Genomic DNA, 14,271 nt, shown 5'->3' on the forward strand with positions numbered 1-14,271 from the left:
CGCGCGGGCGGAAGATCACGAACGGTCACGAGACGGTCACGGAACGGTCACGACGCTGCTAACGTCCGACCTCGTTCCCCAGCCCCAGGAGGCGCCGTGCCCCGTCTTACCGTCATCACCGGCAGCGCCTCCGGGATCGGCCGCGCACTCGCCGATCAGCTGCGTGCCCGTGGCGAGGAGGTCGTGGGCGTCGACCTGCGCGACGCCGACGTCCTGGCGGATCTGGCCACGGCCGAGGGGCGGGCCGCCGCGGTCGACGCCGTCCGCGCGCTGGGCGGAGGAGGCGTCGACGCGCTCGTCACGTGCGCCGGCGTGGCCGAGCCGAGCCCGCTGATGGTGCGGATCAACTACTTCGGGACCGTCGAGTTCGTCGAGGCGCTCCGGCCCGTGCTCGCCGCGTCGCCGTCGCCGCGCGTCGCCGTCATCGGCTCGATCTCCGGGACGATGGGCAATGACGAGCGGACGCGGGTCGCCTGCCTCGCGGGGGACGAGGAGGCCGGGGTCGCCCGCGCGGCGGAGCTGACCGAGGCCGGTCGCCCGCACTCGATCTACCCCTCGACCAAGGCGGCGCTGGCGGAGTGGGCGCGGCGTACGGCGGTCGCGCCCGGCTGGGCGGACGCCGGCATCGCGCTCAACGTCGTCGCGCCGGGCGTCGTGCTCACGCCGATGACCACCGGCCTGTTCGAGGACCCGGTCATGCGCGAGCTGATGGACGCGGCGGTGCCGATGCCGCTGAACGGCTACGCGCCGCCCGAGGCGGTGGCCGCGGTGCTGGCCTTCCTCGTCTCCGAGGCCAACACGCACGTGACCGGGCAGGTGGTCTACGTCGACGGCGGGGCCGAGGTCACCCAGCGGCCGGCCGACCTGTTCTAGGCTCGGCCGCGATGAGCAGCCCACCCGCGCCCGGCCGCGACCCGATCGCCGAGGCTCGGCGCCAGTGGGTCGCGCACGGGTGGGACGACGCCGCGCCGGGCATGGCTGCGGTCACCTCGATCATGCGGGCCCAGCAGCTGCTGCTCACCCAGATCGACGGGCTGCTGCGGCCCTTCGGGCTGACCTTCGCGCGCTTCGAGCTGCTGCGGCTGCTGTCCTTCGCCTCCGAGCGCCGGATGACGATGCGCCGCGCCGGACAGCGCCTGCAGGTCCACCCCACGTCGCTGACGAGCCTCGCGGCGCGGCTGGCCGAGGACGGCCACGTGCAGCGGGTCGCCAACCCCGACGACGGCCGGTCGGCGGTGCTGGTGCTGACCGGCTCGGGGGAGCGGCTCGTGGAGGAGGCGACGGCCGTGCTCAACGGCGAGGTCTTCGAGGCGATCGGCCTCGCCGACGACGACGTCGCCGCGCTCGTCGACGTGCTGGGACGCTTCCGCGCGGGGCGCGGTGACTTCGCTCCCTGAGCCCACGCTGGTGGCCGTGCCCGGGCTGGGCCTCCGCGCCACCGCCTGGGAGACCACGCTGGCCGCGCTGCCGGGCCACCGGTCGCGCACGGTCCTGCTGCCGGGGTTCGGCGAGCGGCCGGGCCGGGGCGACCGGGTCGACCCGGCGTCCCTCGGCCGGGCGCTCGTCGACCGGCTCGAGCCGGCGGACGGTCGGGTCGTGCTGCTCGGCCACTCGGCGGGGGCGCAGGTCGTGGCGCACGCGGCCGCGGTGGCCGGCGACCGGGTGGCGGGGCTGGTGCTGGTCGGCCCGAGCACGGACCCGCGGGCGCGGAGCTGGCGCGCGCTGGTCGGCCGGTGGCTGCGCACCGCGCGGTTCGAGCGGCCGGGGCAGCTCCCGGTGCTCGCGTGGAGCTACGCGCGGACCGGCCCGCTCCACGGCGTACGCACCATGGAGGCGGCGCGGCACGACGACATCGCGGCCACGGTGGCCGGTGTCCGCTGCCCGGTGCTCGTGCTGCGCGGGCGGCACGACCGGATCTGCCCGGAGGACTGGGCCGAGCGGCTCGTCGCGGCCGCGCCGGCCGGCTCCCGGGCCGAGACGCTGCCGGTGGGTGCGCACATGGGGCCGCTGACGCACGGGCCGCAGGTCGCCGCCGTGGTGGCGGCGTACCTGCGGCCCGGCGCGAGCGGTGCCGACGTCAGCGGTGCTTGAACTCCGCCTTGCGCTTCTCCACGAACGCACCCATGCCCTCGCTGCGGTCCTCCAGCGCGAACGTCGCGTGGAAGGTGCGGCGCTCGAACTTCACGCCCTCGGCGAGGGTGGTCTCGAAGGCGCGGTTGACGGCCTCCTTGGTGGCGTAGAGGACCGGGAGGGACTTCTCCGCGATGGTGGCCGCGACCTCGGCGACCTGCTGCGGGAGCTCCTCGGTGGGGACGATGCGGGAGACCAGGCCGACGGCCAGCGCCTCCGGGGCGGTCATGGTGCGGCCGGTGAGGATGAGGTCCATCGCGACCGCCTTGCCGACCGCCCGGGTCAGCCGCTGGGTGCCGCCGATGCCGGGGAAGACGCCGAGGTTGATCTCCGGCTGCCCGAAGCGGGCGGACTCCGCGGCGATGACGACGTCGCACATCATCGCCAGCTCGCAGCCGCCGCCCAGCGCGTGGCCCGAGACGCCGGCGACGACGGGCGTGCGCAGCGTGGCGAACCGGTCCCAGGCGGAGAACCAGTCGCCGAGCGCCATGTCGGCGTACGACTGCTCGGCCATCTCCTTGATGTCCGCGCCGGCCGCGAAGGCCCGCTCGGAGCCGGTCACGACGATCGCCCCGATCCCGCGGTCGGCGTCGAGCTCCTCGGCCGCGGCGACGACCTCGGTCATCAGCTGGGCGTTGAGGGCGTTGAGCGCCTTCGGGCGGTCGAGGGTGATCGTCCCGACGCGGCCCTCGCGGGTCACCTGGATGGTCTCGTACGACGACATGGGGCTCCTCAGCGGTGCTGGTGTGGTCACTCGGCCGCGGCGGCCGAGCGCTCCCGGATGGTGTTGACGATGGCGGAGAAGTCGAGGCCGGCGCCGCCCTCGTCGGCGAAGCGACGATAGAGCTCCTCGGCGAGGGTGCCGACGGCGGCGTCGGTGCCGGACTCCTCGACGGCGCGTCGGGCCAGGCCGAGGTCCTTGGCCATGAGCGCGCCGGCGAAGCCGGGCCTCCAGTCGCGGTTGGCGGGGCTCGTGGGCACCGGGCCCGGCACCGGGCAGTTGGTGGTCAGCGCCCAGCACTGGCCCGAGGCGGTGGAGGCGACGTCGAAGAACGCCTGGTGGGTCAGGCCGAGCTTCTCGCCGAGGACGAAGGCCTCGGAGATCGCGATCATCGAGGCGCCGAGGACCATGTTGTTGCAGATCTTCGCGGCCTGGCCGGCGCCCGAGGCGCCGCAGTGGACGACCCGGCCCGCCATGGGGTCGAGCAGCGCGGTCGCCTCCTCGACCAGCGCGTCGTCGCAGCCGAGCATGAAGGTCAGCGTGCCGGCCTCGGCACCGCCGACGCCGCCGGAGACGGGTGCGTCCGCGGCGCGGTGGCCGGCGGCGACGGCCAGGTCGGCCGCGGTGCGGGCGTCGGAGACCGCGACCGTCGAGCAGTCGACGAAGAGCGTGCCGGGCGCGGCGGCGGGGAGCACCTCGTCGTACACGCCCAGGAGGAGCGCGCCGTTGGGCAGCATCGTGACGACGGCCGCGGCGCCCTGGACCGCCTCGGCGGCCGAGCCCTTGACGTCGACCCCGGCCGCGCGGGCCTTGTCGCAGGCCTCCTGGCCGACGTCGAAGCCGGTGACCTGACGGCCGGCCGCCACGAGGTTCGCGGCCATCGGGCCGCCCATGTTGCCCAGGCCGATGAAGGCGACCGGGCCCTGGTTCGAGGTGGTGCTCATGCGGGTCCTCCGGAGGTGGTGGGGAGCTCGAGCTCGCCGGTGGGCAGCGGCTCGAAGAGGGCGGCGACGGCGGCGGGGTCGACGTCGTCGAGCGAGGCCGGCTGCCACTGCGGGGCGCGGTCCTTGTCGATGACCTGGGCGCGCACGCCCTCGACGAAGTCGGGGACGTCGAGGAAGCGCACGGTCAGCCGCAGCTCCATCGCGAGCGCCTCGCCCAGGTCGGCGAGGTCGGCCGCCTCGCGCAGGGCGCGCAGCGTGGTGGTCACGGCGAACGGCGAGCGCTTCGCGAGCGTGTCGGCGGCCTGCTGTGCCTCGGGGGAGCGGTGCTCGCGCAGCCGGGTGAGGACCGCGGCCGCGTCGTCACCGGCGTAGCACTCGTCGATCCAGTCGCGCTGGGCCAGCAGGGGCGCCTCGGGGGCGTCCTCGGCGAGGTCGGCCAGCACCGCGTCGGGGTCCTCGTCGGCGAGCCGGCGGACCAGCTCGTCGAGGCGCTCGGAGGGCACGAAGTGGTCGGCCAGGCCGAGGGCGATCGCGTCGCCGGCGCCGACCGAGCCCGCGGTCAGGCCCAGGTGGGTGCCGAGCTCGCCGGGCGCGTGGGAGAGCAGCCAGGTGCCGCCGACGTCCGGCACGAAGCCGATGCCGGTCTCGGGCATGCCCAGGGAGGAGCGTTCGGTGACGACGCGGTGGCTGGCGTGGGCCGAGACCCCGATGCCGCCGCCCAGCACGATGCCGTCCATCACGGCGACGTACGGCTTCGGGTAGGTGGAGATCGCGTGGTTGAGGACGTACTCGTCGGACCAGAACCGCGCGGACTCGTGGGTGCCGGCCTTGGCGTCCTTCCAGATCGACACGATGTCGCCGCCGGCGCACAGGCCGCGCTCGCCGCGACCGGTGAGCAGCACCGTGCGCACCGCGTCGTCGTCGCGCCAGGCGTCGAGCGCGTCCTGGAGCAGGCCGACCATCGGGTGGTTCAGCGCGTTGATCGCGCGCGGGCGGTTGAGCTCGAGCCGGCCGAGGCGGCTCGTGGTCGAGACGACGACCGGGGTCTCGTCATGCTGGTCGCTCATGCCGTTCCCTGGGTGAGCGCTCGGCCCACGATGACTCGCATGATCTCGTTGGTCCCTTCGAGGATCTGGTGGACACGGAGGTCCCGGACGACCTTCTCGACGCCGTACTCGGCAAGGTAGCCGTAGCCGCCGTGCAGCTGCAGGGCGGTGTTGGCGGCCTTCCAGCCGGCGTCGGTGACGAAGCGCTTGGCGCCGGCGACGACGACCGCGGCGTCCGGGTCGCCGGCGTCGAGACGGGCGGCGGCGTCGTGGAGCATCGTGCGCGCGGCCTGCAGCTCGATGTGGGCGTCGGCCAGCGCGAAGACGAGGCCCTGCTGGTCGGTCAGCGGGCCGCCGAAGGCCTGGCGGGTCCGCAGGTGCTCGGCTGCCCGGTCGACGGCCCACTGGGCGCCGCCGAGGGAGCAGGCGGCGATGTTGAGCCGGCCGCCGTTGAGGCCGCGCATGGCGATCGAGAAACCCTGGCCCTCCTCGCCGAGCAGGTTCTCCGCCGGGACGCGGACGCCGTCCATGACGACCTGGCGGGTGGGCTGGGCGTGCCAGCCCATCTTCTGCTCCTCGGCGCCGAAGGAGAGCCCGTCGGACTCCGCGGGCACGATGAAGGCGCTGATGCCCTTGGGGCCGGGGCCGCCGGTGCGCGCCATGACGACGTACACGCTCGACGCGCCGGCGCCGGAGATGAACTGCTTGGTGCCCGACAGCACCCACTCGTCGCCCTCGCGACGGGCGGTCGTGCGCAGGTTGCCGGCGTCCGAGCCGGCGTCGGGCTCGGTGAGGCAGTAGCTCGCGAGGTTCTCCATGCCGGCCAGGTGCGGCACCCAGCGGCTGCGCTGCTCGTCGGTGCCGAAGGTGTCGATCATCCAGACGGCCATGTTGTGGATGGAGATGTACGCCGCCACGGCGACGTCCCCGCGGGAGAGCTCCTCGAAGATGAGGACCGCCTCGCTGCGGCCGAGGCCGGAGCCGCCGACGTCCTCCTTTGCGTAGATCGCGCCGAGACCGAGCCCGCCGGCCTCGGCGAGCACGTCGATGGGGAAGTGGTGGGCCTGGTCCCAGGCCACGGCGTTCGGCGCGATCCGTGCCTCGGTGAAGTCGCGGACCGCCTCGACGATCGCCCGGCGCTCCTCGGGGTCCAGCGCTGAGGTGCTCGGCGTGCTGCTCATGCCCCGCACTCTGCCATTTGGTTGGATGCCCTAGCAAGAGGTCGGGCGTCCGATCATCGGCTCGCTAGGCTGCTGCCGTGCTCGGGTCCGCGAAGGTGCTGGTGACCGGCGGCGTCCGCTCCGGGAAGTCGACGCACGCCGAGCGTCTGCTCGCCGGCGAGTCCTCCGTCGCGTACGTCGCCCCCGGGCCCGTCCCGTCCGCCGACGACGCCGACTGGGCCGCCCGCGTCGCGGCGCACCGGGCCCGCCGGCCCGCGTCGTGGACCACGCACGAGACGCGTGACCTGGCCGCCGTCCTGTCCTCGGCCGACGGCGCGGTGCTGGTGGACTGCCTCGGGACCTGGCTGACGGCCGTCGTCGACGCGGGCGCCCTGTGGGAGGCCCCGGCCGACGAGGTCCACGGGGCCGTGCTGGCCGAGCTGGAGCCGGTCGTCCTTGCGCTCGGCGTGGCCCGCAGGCCGGTGGTGCTGGTGACCAACGAGGTCGGCCTCGGCGTCGTGCCGGCCCACCGCTCGGGCCGGCTCTTCCGCGACCTGCTCGGCACGACCAATCAGCGGCTCGGCGCCGCCTGTGACGAGGTGCACCTCGTCGTCGCCGGGCGCGTGCTGCGTCTGCCCGACCCGCTGTGAGGGGTGCGCGCGACCCCACTTCAGCGACCCCGCTGCCGCTGCACACGTGTCCGGACGTGTGTGGAGTGACCACAAGGTCGCTGGAGATCGGGGGTCGGCGGGGCGGCTCCTGCAGCGGCGACGTGGTCGCTCCACAGGGCGCAGGACGCGGGTGGAGCGACCACAAGGTCGCTGAAGACGCGTGGCGGCCGCCCGGGATCAGGAGGCGGAGACGACGACGAGCAGGGTGGCGAGGGCGAGCTCGACGGAGGCTCCGAAGACGTCGCCGGTGACGCCGCCGAACCGGGTGACGGTCCGGCGCAGGAGCAGCACCACCACGGCTGCCGCGGCGAGGGCGGCGAGCAGGCCCGGGACGCCGGCGAGGAGCGCCGCCACCACGGCAGCCGTGAGCCAGAGGGCCGCGGTGGCGAGCGGCCCGACGGAGCCGACGTACGTCGCGCCGAGGCCGTCGGGGCGGGCGCCGGGCACGCCGCGGGTGCAGGCGAGGGCGAGCGCGCAGCGGGACAGGCAGACGAGCACACCGGCGACCAGCCAGCCGCGGTCCTCGCGGAGCACGGAGGTGAGCGCGGCGACCTGGAGGAGCAGCACGAGGACGACGGCGGTGACGCCGGCCGGGCCGGCGGTGCCGGACTTCATGACCTCCAGCGAGCGGCGGCGGTCGTAGGACGCGGTGAGCCCGTCGGCGGTGTCGGAGAGCCCGTCGAGGTGCAGGGCGCGGCTGCCCGCGGCCAGGCCGGCGACGGCCAGCACGGCGGTGACCAGGGCGGTGAGACCGAGCTCGCGACCGAGCACCGCCACCGCGGCGACCAGCAGCCCGAGGGGCGCGGCCGCGAGCGGCGCGAGGAGCATGGCCCGGCCGGCGGTGCGGGCGTCGACCGTGCGCGGCGGGGAGACCGGCACGGCGGTCAGCGTGCCGACCGCCAGCCGCCACGCGTCGAGGAGCGCGCCCACGCTCAGCAGGGGAGCAGGTCGCTGAGGAGCGCGACGTCCCGCATCAGCGCGACCGCGCTGCGCAGCACCGGCACGGCGGCGACCGCGCCGCTGCCCTCGCCGAGGCGCAGCCCGAGGTCGAGGAGCGGTTCGAGGCCGAGCTTCTCCAGGGCGAGCGACTGGGCGGGCTCGGTGGAGCGGTGGCCGGCGACGAACCACGCCGCGGCGCCCGGCGCGATCCGCTCGGCGGTCAGCGCGCACGCCACCGACATGAGGCCGTCGAGGACGACCGGGACGCCGGCCTCGGCGGCCGCGAGCACGAACCCGGTCGTCGCGGCGAGATCGGCGCTGGACAGCGCGGCCAGCGTCGCGACCGGGTCCGCGGTCCGGTCGCCGGCGCGGCGCAGCGCCTGGCCGACGACCTCGGTCTTGCGCGCCAGCCCGGCGTCGTCGACGCCGGTGCCGCGCCCCACGACGTCCTCGGCCGGCAGGCCGAGCGCGGCGGCGACCAGGGCAGCCGCCGGGGTGGTGTTGCCGATGCCGAGGTCGCCGCTGATCAGCACCTGGCCGCCGCCGGCGATCTCCTCGGCGGCGACCGCGCGACCGACCTCGAGCGCGCGGCGTACCTCCTCGGCGGTGAGGGCGTCCTCGAGGTGGATGGCGCCGCTCCCTCGGCGGACCTTGTGCGCCGAGACCTCGACCGGCACGCCGTCGAGGTCGTCGTCGACGGCGATGTCGAGCACGCGCACGCGGACGCCGTGGGCACGCGCGAGCGCGGACGCCCCCGCCGTCCCGGCGAGGAGCGAGCGGACCATTGCGGGGGTCACGGCGGCGGGGTAGGCCGAGACGCCGTGCGCGGCGACGCCGTGGTCGCCGGCGAGCACGACGAGGCGCACGTCGGTCAGCTCCGGCGGCGGCACCGCGCCGAGCATCGCGCTCAGCCGTACGCCGAGCTCGCCCACGCGGCCGAGCGCCCCGGCAGGGGTCGCGAGGCCGGCGAGGCGCTCGCGGGCGGTGGCCTCGAGGGCCTGGTCCGGAGGAGTGATCGGCACGGCCGGAGCGTACGACGCGCCGCTGCCCCCGGCTGCCGGTGGCTGTCGGTGGCGCGGCCTAGGGTCCTCGCCGTGGACCTGGACGAGGCGGCGCGGATGGCGCGGGGGCTGCTGGACGAGCACGGCCTCCGGGACTGGACCGTGGTCTTCGACCGGGCCAAGCGGCGCGCGGGAATCTGCCGTCCGCAGCAGCGCCAGATCGGGCTGAGCGGGCCGCTCACGGCGCTGCACGACGAGGCCGAGGTCCGCGACACCGTGCTGCACGAGGTCGCCCACGCGCTCGTCGGTCCGCGGCACGGGCACGACGCGGTGTGGCGGGCGACGGCGCTGCGGATCGGGTGCTCGGGCCGCCGCTGCTCCGACCCCGACGCCCCGAGCATCGAGGGGGACTGGGTCGGCACCTGCCCGGCCGGCCACCGCCTCACCCGGCACCGCCGACCGACCCGGCCGGGGTCGTGCACGCGCTGCTCACGGACCTTCAGCCGCGATCACCTCATCGACTGGACCCACCGGGGCGCCACGGTGCCCATGGGCGAGGCGTACGACGCCGCGCTGCGCCGGGTCCTCGCCGGACCCGACCCGGTGGCGTCCGCCGGCGCGGCCGCTCCCGCGCCGCGGGTCGGGCAGTTGGCGCGGATCGTCGCGGCGGGCCGCTACGAGGGCGTCGTCGGCACGGTGCTCAAGCGCGGGCGGACCCGGTTCCACCTGCGGGTGCGCGACCAGGTGCTGACCGTGCCGTTCGGGCTGCTGGAGCCGCTCGACCGGCGCTGACCCCGGGGCGGGCCGACGACCGGCACGCCACGGTCACGGCCGGCGCCGGCGCCGGCGCCGGAGGCCGGTGCAGGGGAGAGGGCCATGCCCGCCACGGGGAGCACGACGGCGGACGGCGTGGTCCGGGGTTCAGAGGCCCTGCGGCCAGGCGCCGTTGGTCAGCCGGACGGCGAAGAAGCCGGCGTCGAAGTCGCTGAACCAGACCTGCTCGCGCTCACGGTCGAAGGCCGGCTTGGCCATCGCGTACCCGCCGGTCGGGGCCGGCTTGTTGTAGTAGGCGACCTGCCTGGGTCGGTAGGGGTCGGAGATGTCGAAGACGCGGAGCCCGGAGCCGATGTAGGAGCAGGCGGCGAGCTTCGGGTCCCGGAAGCGCGGGATGGCGCAGTAGTGCGCGGCGTACCCGCCGATGGGGCTCTTGGCCCCCGGGTCGTCCTGCTGCTCGCCGGCGCGGTTCTCGGTCAGGTGGACCGCCAGGCGCAGGGCCGAGACCTGGAACGGCTTCGTCGGGTCGTCGACGTTGAGGATCCGGGCGATGCCGGCGCTGTTCTCCGGCCGGTAGCTGAACGTGGGGTCGAGGGCGAGCTCGCTGAACTCGTCGACCATGAGCAGGTAGTCGTGCCCGTTGATGCGCATCGGCTCGGGCACCTGCGGGATGGCCACGTCGGGCCAGGTGTAGGTGGTGAGCAGCCGGGCCCGGGGGAACGGCTCGCGGGCCTGGATCGCGCTGACGTCGTAGACGCGCAGGCCGCCCTCGGTGAGCCGCTTGCTGTTCGGCATGCCGAGGTCGGCGACGTAGAGGGTGTGCCCGTCGGGCGAGGTGCGCACGCCGTGGGAGAGCACGCCGTTGATGGTGCTCAGCGGCCGCGGCGCGCGCGGGTCGGTGAGGTCGATCGCGGTGATGGTGAGGCCGACGAGCGCGCTGGCCCAGAAGGTCCGGCCGTCGGGGGAGAAGCCGGACTCGTGGCCGAGGAAGCCCGCCGGGGTGGAGGAGAGCAGCCGCGGCTTGCGGCAGTCCTGCTTGACGTCGTACACGTCGAGGATGCCGGGGGCGGTGGTCAGCGTGCCCATCACCGCGACGAGCAGCCCCCGCTTCTCGTGGAGGTACAGCGACTCGTGCGGGGAGGCCATCGCCGGGCTGACCAGGGTGGTCGTGCGTCGGGGCCGGCGGGCGTCGGTCATGTCGACCACGGCGGTCCCGAGGCCCTCGAGGCCGGCCTCGAGCACGCCGAGGGGGAAGGACTTCGCGACGTCGTAGTAGGCGCAGACGTGCCCCGAGCGGTCCTCGTAGCGCTGGACCTTGAGCCCGCCGGTGCGGCCGAGGTGGCTCACCAGCCGGGTGTTGCAGGTGTAGCCGCGTGCGGCGCGGCCGGAGGCGACGTCCGCGGCCGGCACGCGTCCGTCGATGTCGGTCTCGGGGCGCGAGCCGGGGCCGCACTCGGGCGGCGCGAGCGCGGTCGCTGTGGACGCCGGTGCCTGGGCGTCGGCGCCGTTGAGGGCGGCGGTGCCGCCCACGGCCAGCACCGCGGCGAGCGCCGCCGCGGCGAGCCGGACGTTCATCCCCGGCCGCCGGCGAGGAAGGGGATGGTGAGCCGGGAGGGGTGGTCCGCCGAGGCGTGCAGCGTGATCGGCGTCAGCGAGCCCGGGAGGTCGGGCAGCGTCGGCAGCAGGTGGGGCACGTCGAAGGCCTGGACGGCGATCCGGAGCCGGTGGCCCGGGCGGATCCTCGCCGCGGTCGGGAACACCTCGACGTCGACGGGGACGACCTTGCCGGGAGCGGGCGCGCGGGAGGCGCGGGTGAAGGGGTGGTACGGCTGGAGCACCTCGCCGTCGAGGAAGCGGGTGCGCCGGCGGTCGAGCGCCCGCTGCGCGAGCAGCTGCCAGCCGCCGCTGAGCCGGGTCACCCGCCCGGACGGTGAGACGTCGGAGATCGAGACCGACAGCATGCCGCCGCCGGTCGGGCTCGAGGCGTACAGCCGGGCGTTGACCGGGCCGGAGAACCGGACGGCGCGCGCCAGGGGTGCGGTCTCGTAGACGATGCCGGTGCGGTCGTTGAGGGCGTTGTCCTGGAAGCAGGGCAGCTGGCCGGCGAGCGTGGCCGGGATGCCGGCCGTCCACTGGCTGGCCGAGCGGGTGCACAGCCCCGAGACCGGCAGCGGCAGCACGGTGGCGGTGCCCGGGGCCGGCGTACCGGTGGTCAGCACGCCGTGGCGCGCGCCGGTCGTCGCGGCGCCGGAGAGCCGGTAGCTGCGGGCGGAGGCGTCGCGGCTGATCCACTCGCGCTGGGTGCGCCAGGTGCCGGAGCCGTTCTCGTAGACGTTGACCGGCGCGATCCGCCCGAGCTTCGAGTCCTGTGCGTCGCGCAGCCACCGGTCGAACCACCGCAGCTGGAGCTCGGAGAGGTCGCCGTGGCCGACCTGGTCGATGTCGGTGCCCATGGAGCCCTCGAGGTGGTTCCACGGCCCGACGACCAGCCGGGTCGGCACACCGCGCTCCTGGAGCGCCTCGAAGAGCAGCGGCGTGCCGCGCTGGAAGAGGTCCTGCTGGCCACCGACGAGGAAGGTCGGCACGTCGACCTCGTCGATCACCTCCAGCGGCGACCGGGTCCGGTAGAAGGGGCCGTCGTGCGCGGCGTCGCCGCCCAGGACGGCGTCGAGCAGCAGCGGCGCGGTGAAGGTCGCGGCGCCGAAGACGTGGGAGAGCAGCGCCTCGATCCCGGACGCCGGGTCGGTGGCGGTCACCGCCGGCGGGATGACGCCGGTCGTGGTGACCAGGCCCATCCACAGCGGGATGAAGCCCACGTCGACCTGGCCGCCGGACGCCACGACGTCGCGGTAGACGTCGCCGGCGGGCACCTGCGGGAAGATCGCCTGCAGGCCCTTCGGGTGGAGGGCGGCGGTGAAGAGCTGGTTGATGCCCATGTACGACGGGCCGCGCATGCCGACCCGGCCGTTGCTCCACGACCGGGCCCGCGAGGCCGCCCACTCGACGACCTCCTTGCCGTCGAGCTGCTCGCGCTCCCCGAAGGCGTCCCAGGTGCCCTCGGAGCTGCCGGTGCCTCGGGCGTCGACGTTGAGCGAGGCGTACCCGCGGCGCACGAGGTAGTCCCCACCGCCCAGCGCCGCGCCGACGGCCGACTTGTTGTACGCCGTGATCGTGACCAGCACCGGGAACCGGCCCGCCGCGGGCTCGCCGTCGGCGCCGGCCGGCAGCTCGAGGTCGCCGCGGAGCACGGTGCCGTCGGACATCGGGATCGCGAGGTCGGTCTGCTTCACCGAGCCGGGGTACGTCGCCGGGCGGGCCGTCCACCCGTCCCGCACCGGAGCGCGGCCGGCCGGGTCGGTGGCGACCGACGCCTGCCCCGGGCCGGGCGCGGCTGTCGAGGTCGCCGTCGCGGTCGCCGGCGCCGCGGTCGCCGTGGTGATCGCGGTCGAGGCGGCCAGGGCCACGCCGGCGACCAGGCTGACGAGGCGGCCGTTCGGGCCGGTCAGGCGGCGGGTCAGGCGGCCGCGGGTCAGGCGGCGAGAGGTGCTGGACGGGCGGCGGGCCGGGTGCTGCACGGGAGGTCCTCGCGGTCGGTGACGACGGTCACCGGCTCAACGGGCGAGCCGCGGAGGCGTTACCCCGTCGTCCACGGGGTGGGCAGGCGGCGTCCCTCAGCGCCGGACGCCGAGCGGTCCCCGCGGCACGACCACGCCGAGCACGCCGTCGACCACGTCGGTGACGCCGTCGACGACGTCCTCGACGGCACCCGTCACGGGGGCGAGCGCGTCGCCGGTGGTGGTGTCGAGGACCTCGACCGCCTCCTCGACGACCGGGTCCAGGAGGGCGGAGGTCGGCCCGGGGGACTCGCGGGGCGGGGTCGCGGGGCCAGGACCCGGGCCGGGCGCGGGGCCGGCCCCGGGTTCGCTCGGCGGGGTGCCCGGACCCCCACCGGGGTCACCGGCCGGGTCCGCGGCGCCCGCGGGCGGATCGGCGGGGGACGGGGCCGCGGACGGGGTGAGGACCACGCCGGCGACCGGGGCGGTCGGGGAGGGGCCGTCGTCCGGTACGGGAGCGGGCTCGGCCTCCGCTGCCGGGGACTCCCGGTCGCGGTCCGGGCCGAGGAACGGCACGACGTCCGAGAGCGGTCCGGTGCCGACCTGGACGGCCAGCAGCGCGACGACGCCCGCCGCCACGATGGCGAGGGCGCCGGCCGGCTCGAGGAGGCGGTCCCGCCAGGTGGTGCGTGACGGCGCTGCGGCGACGTGGGCCGCGACGGGGGCGACGACGGGCGGCGCGACCCGGGTGGCCGGGGGCACGACCGGGGGCACGACCGGGGGCACGACCGGGGGCACGACCGGGGGCACGACCGGGGACACGACCGGGGGCACGACGGCGGGGGTCGCGGCGGGGGCCACGGCGGGGGTCGCGGTGGGCGCGGGGACGGCGGCGAGCGCGTCGTCCACCGCGGCGAGCAGCGCCGCCTCGAGGGCGGGGTCCCGGTGGTCGGGGTGGAGGAGGACCCGTCGTGCTCCGCGCGGACCGGCCGACGCGGCGACGTACCCCACGACGCGGCGGACGCCGTCCTCCTCGAGCACGGCGACGCCCGCCCACGCGGGCCGCTCGCGCTGCAGCCACTGGGCGGCACGCACCGACCCGGCGGCCACGTCGGGGGCGACCGAGGGATCCTCGGCGACGACCGCCTCGACCAGCCGGGCGACCAGCCCGCGGTCGGCCGGGCGCGCCGCCTCGACCCGCGGGAGGGGTCCCGGGCGTGCGGCGCTGGGGTCGGGAGTAGCTGCCATGACGAGACCATGATGGCCGCGCCGGGCGGGCCGCGGGGCCGGAACACGGTGCGCGGACGGCGCGCACTGGTCCGGCCCCCGCC

Annotated in this window: 14 protein-coding genes; 5 read left to right on the forward strand and 9 right to left on the reverse strand. The window is 76.1% G+C overall.

The annotated features are described in order from the left end of the window. The first annotated feature begins 96 nt into the window (after nt 1-96). From QWY28_RS13790 to QWY28_RS13800, 3 genes are read left to right on the forward strand one after another with little or no spacing between them, the layout of a single operon-like run. Nucleotides 97-873 (forward strand): SDR family oxidoreductase, encoded by a 777-nt coding sequence (locus QWY28_RS13790; RefSeq protein WP_300953129.1) that lies wholly within the window; start codon nt 97-99, stop codon nt 871-873. Nucleotides 874-884: 11 nt separating this feature from the next. Then, on the forward strand, nt 885-1,397 hold the full coding sequence (locus QWY28_RS13795; protein WP_300953130.1) for a MarR family winged helix-turn-helix transcriptional regulator: 513 nt from the start codon (nt 885-887) through the stop codon (nt 1,395-1,397). Nucleotides 1,398-1,413: 16 nt separating this feature from the next. Continuing rightward, entirely contained in the window at nt 1,414-2,091 is a 678-nt protein-coding gene (locus QWY28_RS13800) for an alpha/beta fold hydrolase (protein WP_300953131.1), read from the forward strand. On the opposite strand, the gene QWY28_RS13805 is transcribed toward QWY28_RS13800, so the two are convergent. The 4 genes from QWY28_RS13805 to QWY28_RS13820 are packed head-to-tail and all read right to left on the reverse strand — an operon-like array spanning nt 2,078 to nt 6,022. Beyond that, complete coding sequence (locus tag QWY28_RS13805; RefSeq protein ID WP_300953132.1) at nt 2,078-2,854, reverse strand: enoyl-CoA hydratase; 777 nt, start codon at nt 2,852-2,854, stop codon at nt 2,078-2,080. The genes QWY28_RS13800 and QWY28_RS13805 overlap by 14 nt on opposite strands. 26 nt (nt 2,855-2,880) lie before the next feature. Continuing rightward, on the reverse strand, nt 2,881-3,795 hold the full coding sequence (mmsB, locus tag QWY28_RS13810) for a 3-hydroxyisobutyrate dehydrogenase (RefSeq protein ID WP_300953133.1): 915 nt from the start codon (nt 3,793-3,795) through the stop codon (nt 2,881-2,883). Beyond that, nucleotides 3,792-4,862, reverse strand: coding sequence for an enoyl-CoA hydratase/isomerase family protein (locus tag QWY28_RS13815; protein WP_300953134.1), 1,071 nt, complete (start codon nt 4,860-4,862; stop codon nt 3,792-3,794). Before QWY28_RS13815 ends, mmsB begins: the two co-directional genes overlap by 4 nt. After that, the gene (locus QWY28_RS13820) at nt 4,859-6,022 is read right to left on the reverse strand and encodes an acyl-CoA dehydrogenase family protein (protein WP_300953135.1); all 1,164 of its coding nucleotides are present in this window, start codon (nt 6,020-6,022) and stop codon (nt 4,859-4,861) included. The genes QWY28_RS13815 and QWY28_RS13820 overlap by 4 nt, the downstream gene beginning before the upstream one ends. 77 nt (nt 6,023-6,099) lie before the next feature. On the opposite strand from QWY28_RS13820, the gene QWY28_RS13825 reads away from it, so the two are divergent. Then, the gene (locus QWY28_RS13825) at nt 6,100-6,651 is read left to right on the forward strand and encodes a bifunctional adenosylcobinamide kinase/adenosylcobinamide-phosphate guanylyltransferase (protein ID WP_300953136.1); all 552 of its coding nucleotides are present in this window, start codon (nt 6,100-6,102) and stop codon (nt 6,649-6,651) included. Between the two features lie 198 nt (nt 6,652-6,849). Here the strand turns inward: QWY28_RS13825 and cobS are convergent, their stop codons facing one another. Both cobS and cobT read right to left on the reverse strand, forming a co-directional pair. Then, the gene (gene cobS, locus QWY28_RS13830) at nt 6,850-7,602 is read right to left on the reverse strand and encodes an adenosylcobinamide-GDP ribazoletransferase (RefSeq protein ID WP_300953137.1); all 753 of its coding nucleotides are present in this window, start codon (nt 7,600-7,602) and stop codon (nt 6,850-6,852) included. Nucleotides 7,603-7,604: 2 nt separating this feature from the next. Beyond that, a complete protein-coding gene (gene cobT, locus QWY28_RS13835; RefSeq protein WP_300953138.1) occupies nt 7,605-8,633 on the reverse strand; it encodes a nicotinate-nucleotide--dimethylbenzimidazole phosphoribosyltransferase in 1,029 nt (342 codons plus the stop codon). A gap of 72 nt (nt 8,634-8,705) precedes the next feature. Here cobT and QWY28_RS13840 point away from each other — a divergent pair, with 72 nt between their 5' ends. Beyond that, the gene (locus QWY28_RS13840; RefSeq protein ID WP_300953139.1) at nt 8,706-9,404 is read left to right on the forward strand and encodes a SprT-like domain-containing protein; all 699 of its coding nucleotides are present in this window, start codon (nt 8,706-8,708) and stop codon (nt 9,402-9,404) included. Between the two features lie 129 nt (nt 9,405-9,533). Here the strand turns inward: QWY28_RS13840 and QWY28_RS13845 are convergent, their stop codons facing one another. From QWY28_RS13845 to QWY28_RS13855, 3 genes are all read right to left on the reverse strand, one after another. After that, nucleotides 9,534-10,961, reverse strand: a complete 1,428-nt coding sequence (locus QWY28_RS13845) for an LVIVD repeat-containing protein (protein WP_300953140.1) — start codon at nt 10,959-10,961, stop codon at nt 9,534-9,536. Beyond that, nucleotides 10,958-12,961: a CocE/NonD family hydrolase gene (locus QWY28_RS13850; protein ID WP_300953141.1), complete on the reverse strand. Its 2,004-nt coding sequence runs from the start codon at nt 12,959-12,961 to the stop codon at nt 10,958-10,960. Before QWY28_RS13850 ends, QWY28_RS13845 begins: the two co-directional genes overlap by 4 nt. 96 nt (nt 12,962-13,057) lie before the next feature. Beyond that, nucleotides 13,058-14,188 (reverse strand): GNAT family N-acetyltransferase, encoded by a 1,131-nt coding sequence (locus QWY28_RS13855; protein WP_300953142.1) that lies wholly within the window; start codon nt 14,186-14,188, stop codon nt 13,058-13,060. Nucleotides 14,189-14,271 lie beyond the last annotated feature (83 nt).

It is taken from the genome of Nocardioides oceani (assembly GCF_030412965.1).
In the GTDB taxonomy this organism is placed as follows: Bacteria; Actinomycetota; Actinomycetes; order Propionibacteriales; family Nocardioidaceae; genus Nocardioides; species Nocardioides oceani.

Coding starts and splice junctions, on each gene's coding strand:
- QWY28_RS13795 (WP_300953130.1), top strand. CDS start 885: ATGAGCAGCCCACCCGCGCCCGGCCGCGACCCGATCGCCGAGGCTCGG.
- QWY28_RS13805 (WP_300953132.1), bottom strand. CDS start 2,854: ATGTCGTCGTACGAGACCATCCAGGTGACCCGCGAGGGCCGCGTCGGG.
- mmsB (WP_300953133.1), bottom strand. CDS start 3,795: ATGAGCACCACCTCGAACCAGGGCCCGGTCGCCTTCATCGGCCTGGGC.
- QWY28_RS13815 (WP_300953134.1), bottom strand. CDS start 4,862: ATGAGCGACCAGCATGACGAGACCCCGGTCGTCGTCTCGACCACGAGC.
- QWY28_RS13820 (WP_300953135.1), bottom strand. CDS start 6,022: ATGAGCAGCACGCCGAGCACCTCAGCGCTGGACCCCGAGGAGCGCCGG.
- QWY28_RS13845 (WP_300953140.1), bottom strand. CDS start 10,961: ATGAACGTCCGGCTCGCCGCGGCGGCGCTCGCCGCGGTGCTGGCCGTG.
- QWY28_RS13855 (WP_300953142.1), bottom strand. CDS start 14,188: ATGGCAGCTACTCCCGACCCCAGCGCCGCACGCCCGGGACCCCTCCCG.